Below are 13054 nucleotides of genomic sequence, written 5' to 3'. Positions count from 1 at the left end.
GAACATTGATGAAAAGTCTCACAGAACGATTTGTAATTGATACAAATTGTTTGATTAACATTGATAAATATTCTAAAGAAGTTTTTCCTTCATTATGGGATAATATTCATAAACTGGTTTATAATAGAACCATATTCTCTTTAAAAGAAGTCCAAGAAGAATTAAACAATTCAAATGGTCCCATTTACGAATATTGGGATAAAATTGATGAGAAAATAGGCTTTTTCGTTGAGTTAGATGATGATGAAATCAGTTGTCTTGGAAAACTTGAAGAATTTGATAAATTTCATAAAAAGGGGGAGACTAAACCTTTTTTTGCAGATCCTTACTTAATTGCATTTGGATTGAGTACTGGATGTATAGTCTTAACTGATGAACATAGACCTAATAGTGAAGATAGTATTCCCTATGTTTGTAAACAAGTAAATGTCCAATACATGGATCTTACTGAGTTTATGATTTATCAAGGATGGAAATGGTAATATTATCTAACTTTTCCATTTTTTACTTGAAATTCTAGACTGACCTTTACCAGAGATATGAAAAGTTTCTCCTTTCAAACTAGCCAATAAAAAGTTTAATTCTGCTTCTTGAACTGCTTCCATTAAATGTATATATCTAGTTTCAGGTGAAATAACCTTATTATATCTGTAATATGTTTTATCAGCCATGTATTTTATTATTCTGGTTTTTATGGTTTTATTAAGTAGTGCAAGAGCAAGCGAAAAGTAATGTCTATAATTTGGTACTAATTTAGGGAATTATAATAGATAGTATACTTCAAAAACTTAAGTTTTATATTAATGATTGACTTACATATTTTTTTGACTAAATTCACTTTATTAATTAGAGGGATTTAATGTTGCTATCAAAGAAAGTCTTGTATTCTATTGAATCAAATTTAGAGACTATTAATAATGGTACCTTTGATGAAAGGAATATCAAGATGGTAATGGTTGATTTAAGAGAATTCTCCAAGGGTTATAAAAAAGAATTAAGAGATGGACCTCCAAAATTTTTTAAGCCAATTGAAAATTTTATAGAAATATGTGATTTAATTCATCATTCAAAGAGAGAATGGGGAATTGTTGAAAAACATGCTGGTGCCTTTATAACTAAACTTAATACTATTTTTGAAAATGAAGAATTAAATTCTACTCCTGATTGGAGGATCGAATCATATATGGATGCTGATTCTTTTGTATGGGGTATGGCTGCGATGGTTGCATTATATCTACTCAAATTCAACTCTAAGTTTGATACTAATGCAATATATCAAATATTTCATGAACAAAAAGATGATATTGCTTTAACAATAATGTCACTTCTACAGGATACAATAATTATATTTAAGAAAAATTTAGGTCAAGGAATACTATTTTTTTACTCACACGAAGGTAAATATCGATTATACTGTAAGTTAAATGAATCTATTATAGAAGAAACGATAAAATATAAGCTGAATTCAACTAAGGGGAAATTATTTTTTGGTTTTCCTGTCGTAGTGTCAAAAATAGATAATCGTGATGGAATAATATTTGATGATTCATTTTATACACAACTTATTGAAACTTATCGTGATTCGGAAGGTTTATTGAGAGTAAGGGAGATCGAAAGGCCATTTCATAACATTTTATTGCGTAGATTCAAATCATCAGTTAAAGAGATATATGATTCTTTATTAAATGGCACTTATACTGAAAATAATATTAAAGAATTGATGATTGATTTAAGAGAATATGCAAAAATATTAAAAGACGAATATCATTTAACTTCTGAATTATATCAAGATGTCGAAAACTTTGTAGAAATATGTGATTTTATTGCGCACCAAAATAGGAATAACGGAATAATAAAAAGAAATATCATTGAACACGTAAATGCTAGAAAAAAGAATATCTTAGAGAATAATAAAGAGGAAGATTTACCTGTTAAAAATATAATGGATGTTAATTCAATAATAAAAGGATTACTATTCGTTTTAGAGAAGTATCTTAGAATATATGGACTAACCGGAAATAAAATTAACAATTTATACATGTTAGAGTCTAGTGACGATATTGCACTTTGTATTATTTCACTACTCCAAGAATATTCAATTAAATTTGGAAATGATCTACATGAGTATGCAGTGTTCCATATATACTGTCATGAAAATAAATATCATTTGTACTGTAAAGTAATAATTCCCCAAATAGAAAATGACCTTGAAACATTTTATGAAATGGATTTTCCTGTAATAACTACTACTCTGCAGAATATCGATGGTTTAGTTATTAAAGATAATCTAAAGGAAGGAAAGATTATTGAAACTTACAGAGACTCTAAAGGAGTTCTAAAAGCAGAATTTATGAAATAAATTTTCCAAAAAAAATAGGAGAACATCTGTAGTGCATTTCTATGAAAACAACAAAAAATAAGCATAATTTATATTGCTAAATGATTAATTGATTATTTGGTGATAAAATGTTACAGTTTGAAGAAATAATAGAAAAGAATCTGGATATAAGAAGTATTGGTGATGTTGAAATGCCAATCCCTAAAGATTATATTTTAGTTTATAACGATGCGGAACTTCTTAAAGAATTTATTCCAGATTTAAAAGAAAAATTAGATAAACATAATTTTGAGATAAAAGATGGCCATATAAGTTTTAGAGTATATTTTGATGATATACAAGAAGTTTACAAAATATTAATGAATATATATTATTTTTATCTTGAATCAAAAGGAGATTCAAAGGTTCCATCAAAAGAAGAAGTTGCTAAATTATATAAACCTATTTTTGAGGATTTTTACAATCAAAATAAGCCATATTAAATAGTATATTTTTGGTATAATAATTATTAAGTTTAAAAAAATAGAAGAGCAGTTACAAAAATTTATTTTATTTTAGGTAATTTGGCATTATTAAACCAGAATTCTTTAAAAATGTATATATCTTCTTTAAATTTATCATAATCAACTGGTTTGGGTATATATGCATTTACATGATATTCATATGCTTCAATTATTTCATTATGATCAAGGGAATTTGTTAAAATAATTACAGGTATGCATTTTAGTGAGGCATTTGTTTTAATTTCTTTGAGTACTTCAAGACCGCTTTTTTTAGGTAAATCAAAATCCAATAAAATTAAAGAAGGAATTTTACAATTTTTATATTTACCTTTTTTGTGTAGATAGTTCAATGCTTCAAGACCATCTTTTAAATTGATGAAATTAACATTCCATTGTTGAATGTCAATTATGTTAGTCATTAACTTTATTTCGTCAGGATTATTATTTATAACTAAAATAGTGATCTTGTTTGACCCCATCATTAAGTAAGTACACCCCCCATATAATTATTAAGTTATATTTTGATCATTAATAAAGGTGTATTAATCACATGAAAAAATACAGATTAGGGTAGACTAACTTATATACTTAATCTCAAATTTTATTAATAACATGCACCCATAAATAAAGCTACAACTACTCTTTTTAACGAGAAAATAGGTAGTATATAAACTTTTATACATAATATGATCATAAATGATCTTTGTATTACATAAGGGGTTTTTTTAGATGGATGATGATGAAGAAAAGGGGAAATTTAACGTTTTAATTATTGAAGATAATCCTGCGGACATAAGAATGATGCAAGAAATATTCAAAGAACTTAACCCAAAAACAAACTTTTATACAGTTACTAATGGTGTTGAAGCTTTAAACTTCCTAAACAAAAAAGAAAAACACCAAAACACAATTAATCCTGATTTGATACTGCTTGATCTAAATATTCCCTTAGTTGATGGTTTTGAGATTTTAAAAGAAGTAAAAACCAACAAAACATTAAAATACATTCCTGTAATCATTTTAACTACTTCTAAAAATCAAGAAGACTTCTTAAAAGCCCAAAAATTACAAGCAGACTGTTTTATAACAAAACCACTGTATTATTCTGAATATAAAAATATTTTAAAACATATTGAAGAGTGTTGGCTTAAAAGTTAAATTGTCTTTGATATTTGATTTATTGAAATTAAATTTTTAATACTTAGGACTGTTCTATTTTAAAAATAACTATTTTTGTCAAACAGAGCACAAACTTGGTGGAATGTGCTCTGTAGTGACATGTAGTCCAATTTTGCATTCAAGGATTACATGTAAACATTATATCATAAAATATATAACTTTTTTTATTTTTATATGATAAAACATGATCAAAAAACTGTAAAATATCAAATTTTATGTAAAAACTCTAAAAAGAATTTATCTTGCTTATTTAAAGTTAATGGAATGCGGATTAATTTTATGAAATATTTTAAATTAATATTAAGTTGTTTTTATATTACTAATTATTAGTTTTTGGATATAAATTAATATTTAGCTTTTATTCCTAAAAATAAAGCGCAGTAACATTAAAATAGGATAAAATGGAAATATTAACTTTATTAGGATCATTTTTGATCTTTATTTAAGAAATGGAGGCGTTAAACAGCTGATGGAAATTGTGATTCAAGTAAATTAAGATCATATCTGATCTTTATATTAAAAATAAGGGCATTAAAAGGAAAATAACTGGAAATAAAAAGTTTGTTTGGCGATTAAAGTTAATAAAAAAAGGAATGTTGGAGGAACATCATATATGGTTATTAAAATTATGATTGTTGAAGATGAAAGTATAGTAGCCTTGGATCTCGAACAAAGACTAAACTCGTTAGGTTATGAAGTGATATGTAAAGCCACCTCTGGTGAAGATGCTCTAAAATTAGTGAAAACTAATAAAATTGATCTAATTTTAATGGATATAATTTTAAAAGGAAAATTAAACGGTATTGAAACCGCTATTTTGATTAAAAAAGAGTTTAATATTCCTATTATTTATAATTCTGCTAATCCTGATTTTAAAACACGTGAAGAAATTAAAAAAACTAAACCATATGAATATTTAATAAAACCCTTTGAAGACCATCATCTGCAAAAAGCTATAAACAATATCCTCAAAATTTAAATATATTGATTATTATATTAAATAGAATAATGAATTAAATTACTATCATTTTTAATTTATCCAATATTTTATTTTTCCATTATTTTAACTAAAAAATGATTAATAAAGTTTAAATTGATTAATGTAGAATAAAATGGAGTTTATATGCCACTTAATGTTCTTATTGTTGAAAATGAATTAATAATAGCTTTGGATATAAAACAAAGACTAAAATCAATGGGCCATAATGTTGTAGATATAGTTTCATCAGGTGAAAATGCATTAAAAGTGATAAAAAAATATATGATTGATTTAATTATTATGGACGCACATTTAAATGGTGCATTAAACGGTATTGATACCGCAATATACATCAGAAAAAAATTTAACATGCCTATCCTTTATATTAGCGCTAGCTTTAATTTAGAAAGACATGCAAAAATCAGATTAACAGAACCCTATGAACATATTAAAAAACCCTTCGACAATGAACAATTACAAACAGCAATCACTACCTGTTTAAATAAAAGTTTTTAAATCCACAAAAAAATACAAACTATTTTTAATTAATACATAAAACATATTAATTATTATATACTTATTATAACTGGGAGCAAAAAAAGTTAATTAACAAACAAAACTCTGTGTTGTTAAATACTTTATTCCTGGACAATTTACCGCCTTCGTTCGTCCAGGAATTAAACTTATATTTATTATCTGTTTTTTGGCAGCATCTACTCTAGTTTCCTGGACAATTCACTATCTCCTCCCACTGTCCAGGAATCCACTAGTATCAAAAAGTTTAAAATAACATAAAAAGCATAACACTCAATTGTGGGAAGTACTATTTATTATTGAATCTATTATCCTTCATGCCTTGTTGTGATGAGATCATTAAATAACCTCTACTTTCCACACATCCCCTTTAATACTTTTTTCACGAATTATTAATTAAAAGAAAGCTTATTTTTCGTCCATATATACTTCCATATGGTTAAATAAGTTCATTACTACCATAAGCAGTATTCCAATTATAGACCATTGATAACTGCATTGTTCTTCATCTGTCATCTGTTCTAACTCTTTTCCTATTTCATTAATTGATTGTAATATTTCTTCTAATCGCACCTTTCTTCCATGATCTTCATTTTCAGTTAGATTAAATTCTAGATCAGCAAGTCGATTGATTAAAAAATCAGATATTTTCTGGAATGATTTTCCTATTTCATTTAAATTTCCTTCTTCTTCATTAATTATACATCTTACAAATAGGAGACATATCGGGTCTTCAGAATTTTTTGTCACATTTAAGAATGATTCCTGAATTTTTTTGATATGTAATTCGTTACTAGAATTATTCATAATATATTATTGTTTATAATTATTATTTTAATATATTGAAAATTATTTAATAAATTTTTAAAAACTTCAAACAATAATATATTCTTAAGGTATAAAAAAAATAGAGGTGTATTCATGCAAAAAACACTCGAAAATTTAGCAAAAGCATTTATTGGCGAAAGTCAAGCCAGAAATAGATATACATTATACTCTAAAGTTGCAAAAAAAGAAGGATACGAACAACTAGCTGAAATTTTCCTTAACACTGCAGAAAATGAAAGAGAACATGCTAAATGGGCTATGAAAATGATCAACAGCCTAAAAGTTGACGGAAAACCAGAAGAGATCATAGTAACTGCTGATGCTCCAACAACCATGGGAACTACAGTTGAAAACCTTAAAGCTACAATTACAGGTGAAAACTACGAGCATACAAAAATGTATCCTGAATTTGCAGATGTTGCTGAAGAAGAAGGATTTAAAGAGATTGCAGATAGACTAAGATCAATTGGCCACGTAGAAGAACATCATGAAGAAAGGTTCACAAAACTCTTAAAAGAAATAAAAAATGATACTGTGTGGAAAAAAGAAAAAGAAGTTAAATGGGTTTGCAGAAAATGCGGTTACATACATACAGGTAGGGAACCCCCAGAAAAATGCCCATCATGTGACCATCCAACAAAATACTTCCAAATAAAATGCGAAGAATACTAAATAGAAGAGTAGTTTCAGTTATCCAATATTTCTGGATAACTGGAACTACTCTTATAACCTTTTTAAAATGGTAATTCTTTATACACCGCATATTGTTTAATTAATTTCCAGCTTTTTGTGTTTCCTAATTTATTTATATTATTGCTTAGATCTCCGTCTATCCATTTTCCGTCTATGTAAGCTGAAGCTATTACATGTCCTGTTTTAAAGTTACTAAATTGTGCATATACATGCTTATATAATGCAGGTATTCCTGCAGCTCTCCAAAGTGCTATTAATAGATGTGCTAAATCTACGCAATTTCCTTTTAAAAGTTTTAATGTATTTACTGCTCCATGCCGAGTATTGTAGTACATTGGTTCTTCATAAGAAGTAACATTTAAAGCCCAGTTAAAGAGTTTATAAGCTTTATTATACATGCTGGTTTCATTTCCAACAATATCTTTAACTTTATTTACAATTAGAGCATCTTTCCAATTACAATTCTTTGTAACATCTAAAAATGGTTTAATATTTGCAGGATAACTAACTACTTTTGGTGTATTTGAAACAACACTCAGGCTAGAGGTATATGCAAAAGAAGGTAAAACCTTTTTATCAACATAATAATTCAATATCCTAGAAAAGATATCCATATAGTTGAATGGGCTCATTTTTCCAAGGGAAGTAGTTATGTAATTGGGCATTTTCTCCTTTTTAGCAATGTAATCTTTTACGCGTTTAGCGATATCTAAATATTCTGATTTTTGTAGTTGACCATCAGGTAATCCTCCAGTAGGTTTATCTGGATCTTTTATTGTGTCTGTTAGTATGTTTTGCATTGATTTATTGTTAATTTCAACAAGTGTCGCCGCCATCATTCGATTAAAAGTAGGTCTAGTTACCTGTAAATTACCTACTGTTACAGTTGGTGGGGTTTTGTCATTATTTTGTATGTATGCTGTTACAGTTTTTGCAGCATTTAGCACTTCAGCTATACTTTTAACTGTCATAAAAAATCATCTCCTGTTTTTTTGAATTAGTTAAATAAAAAAAATGAAATTAATAAAGACTTAAATACAGGATAATACTAGAAAAATGATCAAATAATAGAAAGGGGATTAAATATGTCAAATCGATTTAAAATAGTGGGAATAATAAGTTTATTAGTAGCAATTGTAGCTTTAAGTGGATGCACTTCCAATTCAGAACAAAATATGCCAAACGATGCAGGAACAGTAAATACAACTCAATCAAATACTGAAACCGTTAATACAACTCAATCAGAAACAAATACAACTAAAACATTAAAATGCCCATACTGCGGACGTACAATAAGTTTAGACCATCATACACAAGTTAATGATTGGGGAAGATGTACATGTGGGGCAGTTGTAAGTTTAGAAAATCCAGATACAGTAGTGCCTTGTGATAAATGTGGAGGTAAAAATTTAATGTTTTATAGGGCTTCTGAAAATGGTAAAGAATATTTAAAATGTCTTGATTGTGGATGGACTATAGATGATAGTCAATATTAATTAACTCTATTTTATAATTTTTAATAAAAAATAAAGAATTTAATGTGTTGGATAAGTTACATCAACCATTTTATAAAGCTTAATTATTCCACTGAAATTTCCATTTCCTTAAAGTGTTAATTTACATCTAAATTCATATCAGCAGCAGTCATTCCTCCAATAGTAACCCATTCTCCACTAACCTCATCATCATAACGTGGGACTAAACTTAATAACCATTTTGGATTAAAATAAGTAGCTAAACTTGAAGAATTTACTGCAAATACAAATTTTCTATCATTCCAACTATTAGGATTATTTTCAGGCACATATTGAGCTGTAATAAAAATATAATAATTCCCATACCTCTTAAAAATATCCGTTATAAACATAGTACTTCCATTGCTTTCTTTAGTAAATCCTGTTTTTACATCTGGAGGTACTTGTATTGTTCCTGGAAAAATAGCACTTAATCCAATTTTTCTTTTAAGATTAAAAGTATTATGTTCAAAAATGAACATATTATCATCTACAATTAAAAATAAATAATCATCAACTACTTTACAGGACCTTAAATTAGTTCCAAGTAAAATACTTGCATTTACTTTATCCACAAATCCATCAACAAACACCGATTCAGTGTATATATTATATCCTTTAAATTCAGATTGAGTATGTCCACTTGTTAGATGTAATCCATCCTCTGAAAGACCATACCCTTCAAATGGGCATTCATTTTGTAAACATCCATTAATTGCTTGTTGTTTACCTGTTTCTCCAGTGACAAAACATTGGCCATATTTATAAAATATCCAACAGAAATCTTCATGATAACATCCATCATAATGAATTTTTTTATGCGTTTCTATCTGAATAAAATATAATTCCTCACTGCCATCAATATTAGCGATTGTATAATAATATGTTCCATCTTCACCAAAGTAATAGTTCTTCCAATCAAAAATCGTGTAACTATCATCACAGAAATTCGCATCACTTAAATATAGATAAGATACCGGTCTTGATAAATTATATGATGTGATTTTTATTGGAGTAAAATTTAATTCAGATAAATTGAATACTCCAAATTCCCATCCATTATGTGTCAAATATCCTGCGTCTTTTTGGTAAATAAAAGGTAAATACATCGGTTCTGGCTCATAATCTCCAATTACTGCTGTAGTTGAAATATGATCAATAACTTCTAATGTTTCCGGATCATAGATATCCCATTCGCTATTTGCACTAGTTCCTGGACCATTGCCTGTATTTATGTAAATTAAATCATTAAATACAAAAGATATGGCTGAATAATATCCAATTGAGGTCCCTAATTCTTTTGGTTTTGTAAGTTTTAAAGATCCGCTTTCATCCAATAATTTAAAATATACATTATCCTGATAAGTCATATAACCTAATGGAACTCTAGTTCCATCTGAAAGTTCATATACATGTAAATAATCAAAAACATAATAATAATCAGGATATACATATCCTTCAGCTCCTTCATAACTCATTATTCTATCATCAAAGATTACATTAAAATCTTTATCAAAAACAACAATATGATTAGCTATTGCAAAAGTTAATTCATCATCTATAACTTCCTGTAAAGTTAATACACTATTTGTAAACCAAAATCCAAGAGGAATAGGTCCATGACCACCTTTAACAGCGACCAAACTATTATAAAACTGTTTAGAAATAACAGGATCTCCTATTTTTACAGAAGATATTCCATGTGTTATTAAATTATTTGAATTACTTGAATCTGTTGATTTACTAATTAATATTGTATTTCCAACTTTAGGCATTCCCCCTTCAGTCAATCCCTGATCCCCACAGTTTGTTGGAGTCTGTATAACTTTATCTCCAATTTTAACCATAGTTTCACACCCGATTAAGTACAACTAAACATCCACTTGAATGGGATTTTGCAAGGACCTGATTAGTTAATTTATCTACCTGGACAACAGTGGCCACAGTAGAATTTTGGGCCGATTTATCTATCATGGCCTGTATATTTTCGGCTAGATTCGTTGGTACAATGGCGGATTCGTCTGTTGTAACCGTTAAAGTTGTTACTGGGTTTGCAGAAGTTCCTTCCTTAATGATGCCTGTAACTGTAAAAATTACTTCTTTATATTTTGCATCATCTATTAATTGGATCTGTTCTCCATTTTCATAGTCAAATATTCCTGCAAATTTAATTGTTCCTGAATAAATAGGTTTTGATTTAATATTTAATTCGTCTTGAACTTTTGTTCTTAAAGCTGCTTCTGTTGTAATGCTACTATCGACTATATTGTCTCCTTCAAGTCTACCATATGTTTTAATACTTTCAGAATCTGTTAAAATTACTTTTATAGTGCTATCTGTTCCTCCATATCCTTCAAGATAATTTACAATATTTGTGGCATCTTTTTTTATATCGATACTTATACTATCATCAGCATTGCTAATTGTCCTTATATTTCCTCTATTTGTTCCAATTTCAAACCATTTTAAATTATTTCCAGAATCAATAAACCAGCGGCATTTTTTAATTCCTGCTGCTTCTGAATAAGCATCAAATAACATATCTAACGCTTTCCATTTTGGATTAAATTCTCCACCAAAAAAGCCTTTATCATTTGGGGAATTACTAAGCTTTATTCCTGATTTAAATGTTTGTCCAAGTCCTATTGAAATCCCTGTATTTTGTAGGATTAAATTGAGTATTGTTAAAGGAGCTGTAAGTGTTGGATTGGTTAATGTGCAATTCCATATAAAATTTTGTCTGGATAAATAATTACCTGCATTTCTACCTGTTATATCATATACTTTCCCATCTACAACTTGATTCCTGCCTACTATACCTATTTTTCCCTGATGTATTTCAAAATCATTAGGATTTTCAGTATCAGTCATTTGAAAACTTATATCTACCCCTGTCTCAAATTCTTCAGGATCTACAGGAGTATTTAATTTTATTGCAAAAGAAGTACAGGGGTCATTTATACGGTCTTCAATACGGAAATAACTTATAACTTGCTCTGTATTAGACATATATGTTCCCTCCAATGATCACTTTAATTTGCTTATTTTGCCTTGGTTTGTTCCTATCAGGTATATCTGCATCTAAAATGGTCCCATGTATTTTTAAATCTTTAATATAAATCCCATTAACATAAAAAACAGACGATAATTTGGAAGCTGCTGAATTCTTATTTATAGTATATTCTGTTTGTAAAATTGAGGATTTATATTGGACTAAATATTCTTTAATCGCATATATTGTACTTAAAACAGGATATGTAAATAATTTAATATTATAAATAGTAGGCAAACTTAATTTATATTTTCTAATACAAAATCGTGTATTTAATGTATTTTTTTGAATTATCCTAACTGTAAATAAAGAATCCAAAATTGCATGAGGTCTAATTGCATTATATATTGTTTTTAATATATTGGTTCCACTTACTGGACCTGGAGTTTTCCATTCAGTTATTTCTCCAACAGTTGGAGGATTTGCTGTTGTTTGTCTTATTTTAACATAATCAATAACTTTATCCCTATTAATTACCTGTCTAAATGCAAATTTTCCACCAGATAAAAAAGTAGAATCCGTTACTCCAGCAACGTACCATCCATCAATTATCACTTCAAGTTCAGAACCAATACGATCTATTTTTACAATTGATCCTCCCTCTGCCAATGCTGAAGCAAGTATTGATTTTATTCCTGTTTCTGTATTATTCCATACCCATATTTGCCCTGATGAATCAGTACTAGGATCTATGAGATATCCGTGAACAATATTTGTTCCATCATTACAAATTAAAGATGTAGCCCAGAAATAATTATCTGATGAAGATAATACTTTATATTCAATACTGATATCGTTAGGTAAAACAGTTGGATGTTCTATAAGTCCATTATTATAACCAGTACATTCCAAATGACCATTAGTTATACTATGATCTGCCCCTCCCATATTTATCCAATTATCAGCACCTGTAAACTCATCATATATTAAATAAACATTTTGGGGATTGCTTGAATCTGTAGCTTCTGAATTTCCAGCCCAAATATAAATATTTATAGTTCCTGGAGAAGCAGGTAAACTTGGAATTTTAACTAAAAAAACAGCCTGTGATGCATTATGACTAATTAGAACATGATCCAATATTGTTGATTGATCATCTGATGTAAATCTAATATCTCTATAATCAGATTGCATATAAGAAGCATTATAATGAACTGTTATAAAGACAGGTAAATCTGTTTTGGCACCATCTGGAGATCCTATAATTTCTATAGGATTTGATATATAGTCCCATCCTTCTAAAGTCATTTAATTTTCTCCTAGTTGGATGTAATAATTTAAAATAGATTTTTCATGCCAATATTCAAAACAAAGAATTAGGTCATCATTTAATTTTTGATAAAAAGTAATTCCATAATGAATAGGTTTAAATCCCATAAACTCATTCATTTTAACATGTTTTCTAGCAGTATCCAATGATAACATCTAGAAACC

General features: G+C 28.1%; 15 protein-coding genes. 8 read left to right on the top strand and 7 right to left on the bottom strand.

The window, feature by feature from the left end; translation table 11 throughout:
* Positions 1-8 precede the first annotated feature (8 nt).
* Positions 9-482, top strand: coding sequence for a DUF4411 family protein (locus tag AAGU07_RS02670; protein WP_342457678.1), 474 nt, complete (start codon positions 9-11; stop codon positions 480-482).
* A 6-nt stretch (positions 483-488) separates the two neighbouring features.
* Here AAGU07_RS02670 and AAGU07_RS02665 read toward each other — a convergent pair whose 3' ends face one another.
* Complete coding sequence (locus AAGU07_RS02665; protein ID WP_342457677.1) at positions 489-671, bottom strand: hypothetical protein; 183 nt, start codon at positions 669-671, stop codon at positions 489-491.
* A 188-nt stretch (positions 672-859) separates the two neighbouring features.
* Here AAGU07_RS02665 and AAGU07_RS02660 point away from each other — a divergent pair, with 188 nt between their 5' ends.
* Together AAGU07_RS02660 and AAGU07_RS02655 are read left to right on the top strand one after the other, a co-directional pair.
* Positions 860-2359 (top strand): hypothetical protein, encoded by a 1500-nt coding sequence (locus tag AAGU07_RS02660; protein WP_342457676.1) that lies wholly within the window; start codon positions 860-862, stop codon positions 2357-2359.
* Positions 2360-2466: 107 nt separating this feature from the next.
* Entirely contained in the window at positions 2467-2820 is a 354-nt protein-coding gene (locus AAGU07_RS02655) for a hypothetical protein (RefSeq protein ID WP_342457675.1), read from the top strand.
* Between the two features lie 62 nt (positions 2821-2882).
* Here AAGU07_RS02655 and AAGU07_RS02650 read toward each other — a convergent pair whose 3' ends face one another.
* Positions 2883-3323 (bottom strand): response regulator, encoded by a 441-nt coding sequence (locus AAGU07_RS02650; protein ID WP_342457674.1) that lies wholly within the window; start codon positions 3321-3323, stop codon positions 2883-2885.
* 247 nt (positions 3324-3570) lie between these two features.
* On the opposite strand from AAGU07_RS02650, the gene AAGU07_RS02645 reads away from it, so the two are divergent.
* The 3 genes from AAGU07_RS02645 to AAGU07_RS02635 all read left to right on the top strand — a co-directional run bounded on the left by AAGU07_RS02645 (position 3571) and on the right by AAGU07_RS02635 (position 5515).
* Positions 3571-3999 carry a response regulator gene (locus tag AAGU07_RS02645; protein WP_342457673.1) on the top strand — a complete coding sequence of 143 codons (429 nt, stop codon included), beginning with the start codon at positions 3571-3573 and terminating at the stop codon, positions 3997-3999.
* A gap of 634 nt (positions 4000-4633) precedes the next feature.
* Entirely contained in the window at positions 4634-4999 is a 366-nt protein-coding gene (locus AAGU07_RS02640; RefSeq protein WP_342457672.1) for a response regulator, read from the top strand.
* A gap of 144 nt (positions 5000-5143) precedes the next feature.
* On the top strand, positions 5144-5515 hold the full coding sequence (locus AAGU07_RS02635) for a response regulator (RefSeq protein ID WP_342457671.1): 372 nt from the start codon (positions 5144-5146) through the stop codon (positions 5513-5515).
* 426 nt (positions 5516-5941) lie between these two features.
* On the opposite strand, the gene AAGU07_RS02630 is transcribed toward AAGU07_RS02635, so the two are convergent.
* The gene (locus AAGU07_RS02630; RefSeq protein WP_342457670.1) at positions 5942-6340 is read right to left on the bottom strand and encodes a hypothetical protein; all 399 of its coding nucleotides are present in this window, start codon (positions 6338-6340) and stop codon (positions 5942-5944) included.
* Between the two features lie 114 nt (positions 6341-6454).
* Here AAGU07_RS02630 and rbr point away from each other — a divergent pair, with 114 nt between their 5' ends.
* A complete protein-coding gene (gene rbr, locus AAGU07_RS02625; RefSeq protein WP_342457669.1) occupies positions 6455-7033 on the top strand; it encodes a rubrerythrin in 579 nt (192 codons plus the stop codon).
* A gap of 62 nt (positions 7034-7095) precedes the next feature.
* Here the strand turns inward: rbr and AAGU07_RS02620 are convergent, their stop codons facing one another.
* A complete protein-coding gene (locus AAGU07_RS02620; RefSeq protein WP_342457668.1) occupies positions 7096-8025 on the bottom strand; it encodes a transglutaminase domain-containing protein in 930 nt (309 codons plus the stop codon).
* Between the two features lie 114 nt (positions 8026-8139).
* Here AAGU07_RS02620 and AAGU07_RS02615 point away from each other — a divergent pair, with 114 nt between their 5' ends.
* The gene (locus AAGU07_RS02615) at positions 8140-8550 is read left to right on the top strand and encodes a hypothetical protein (RefSeq protein ID WP_342457667.1); all 411 of its coding nucleotides are present in this window, start codon (positions 8140-8142) and stop codon (positions 8548-8550) included.
* A gap of 116 nt (positions 8551-8666) precedes the next feature.
* On the opposite strand, the gene AAGU07_RS02610 is transcribed toward AAGU07_RS02615, so the two are convergent.
* From AAGU07_RS02610 to AAGU07_RS02600, 3 genes are read right to left on the bottom strand one after another with little or no spacing between them, the layout of a single operon-like run.
* On the bottom strand, positions 8667-10415 hold the full coding sequence (locus tag AAGU07_RS02610) for a hypothetical protein (protein ID WP_342457666.1): 1749 nt from the start codon (positions 10413-10415) through the stop codon (positions 8667-8669).
* A gap of 4 nt (positions 10416-10419) precedes the next feature.
* On the bottom strand, positions 10420-11577 hold the full coding sequence (locus AAGU07_RS02605; RefSeq protein ID WP_342457665.1) for a phage tail protein: 1158 nt from the start codon (positions 11575-11577) through the stop codon (positions 10420-10422).
* Positions 11570-12868 carry a DUF2341 domain-containing protein gene (locus AAGU07_RS02600; RefSeq protein WP_342457664.1) on the bottom strand — a complete coding sequence of 433 codons (1299 nt, stop codon included), beginning with the start codon at positions 12866-12868 and terminating at the stop codon, positions 11570-11572. Before AAGU07_RS02600 ends, AAGU07_RS02605 begins: the two co-directional genes overlap by 8 nt.
* Between the last annotated feature and the right edge of the window lie 186 nt (positions 12869-13054).

This window comes from Methanobacterium sp. (assembly GCF_038562635.1).
Lineage (GTDB): Archaea > Methanobacteriota > Methanobacteria > Methanobacteriales > Methanobacteriaceae > Methanobacterium_D.
The sequence above is the reverse complement of the archived record's forward strand: the minus strand, read 5'-3'. Positions and strand labels throughout refer to the sequence as shown.

What these genes read in the sequence shown, in the direction of transcription:
- AAGU07_RS02655 (WP_342457675.1), top strand. Translation starts at nt 2,467, where the DNA reads ATGTTACAGTTTGAAGAAATAATAGAAAAGAATCTGGATATAAGAAGT.
- AAGU07_RS02610 (WP_342457666.1), bottom strand. Translation starts at nt 10,415, where the DNA reads ATGGTTAAAATTGGAGATAAAGTTATACAGACTCCAACAAACTGTGGG.
- AAGU07_RS02635 (WP_342457671.1), top strand. Translation starts at nt 5,144, where the DNA reads ATGCCACTTAATGTTCTTATTGTTGAAAATGAATTAATAATAGCTTTG.
- AAGU07_RS02660 (WP_342457676.1), top strand. Translation starts at nt 860, where the DNA reads ATGTTGCTATCAAAGAAAGTCTTGTATTCTATTGAATCAAATTTAGAG.
- rbr (WP_342457669.1), top strand. Translation starts at nt 6,455, where the DNA reads ATGCAAAAAACACTCGAAAATTTAGCAAAAGCATTTATTGGCGAAAGT.
- AAGU07_RS02650 (WP_342457674.1), bottom strand. Translation starts at nt 3,323, where the DNA reads ATGATGGGGTCAAACAAGATCACTATTTTAGTTATAAATAATAATCCT.
- AAGU07_RS02640 (WP_342457672.1), top strand. Translation starts at nt 4,634, where the DNA reads ATGGTTATTAAAATTATGATTGTTGAAGATGAAAGTATAGTAGCCTTG.
- AAGU07_RS02620 (WP_342457668.1), bottom strand. Translation starts at nt 8,025, where the DNA reads ATGACAGTTAAAAGTATAGCTGAAGTGCTAAATGCTGCAAAAACTGTA.
- AAGU07_RS02670 (WP_342457678.1), top strand. Translation starts at nt 9, where the DNA reads ATGAAAAGTCTCACAGAACGATTTGTAATTGATACAAATTGTTTGATT.
- AAGU07_RS02600 (WP_342457664.1), bottom strand. Translation starts at nt 12,868, where the DNA reads ATGACTTTAGAAGGATGGGACTATATATCAAATCCTATAGAAATTATA.
- AAGU07_RS02665 (WP_342457677.1), bottom strand. Translation starts at nt 671, where the DNA reads ATGGCTGATAAAACATATTACAGATATAATAAGGTTATTTCACCTGAA.
- AAGU07_RS02615 (WP_342457667.1), top strand. Translation starts at nt 8,140, where the DNA reads ATGTCAAATCGATTTAAAATAGTGGGAATAATAAGTTTATTAGTAGCA.
- AAGU07_RS02645 (WP_342457673.1), top strand. Translation starts at nt 3,571, where the DNA reads ATGGATGATGATGAAGAAAAGGGGAAATTTAACGTTTTAATTATTGAA.
- AAGU07_RS02605 (WP_342457665.1), bottom strand. Translation starts at nt 11,577, where the DNA reads ATGTCTAATACAGAGCAAGTTATAAGTTATTTCCGTATTGAAGACCGT.
- AAGU07_RS02630 (WP_342457670.1), bottom strand. Translation starts at nt 6,340, where the DNA reads ATGAATAATTCTAGTAACGAATTACATATCAAAAAAATTCAGGAATCA.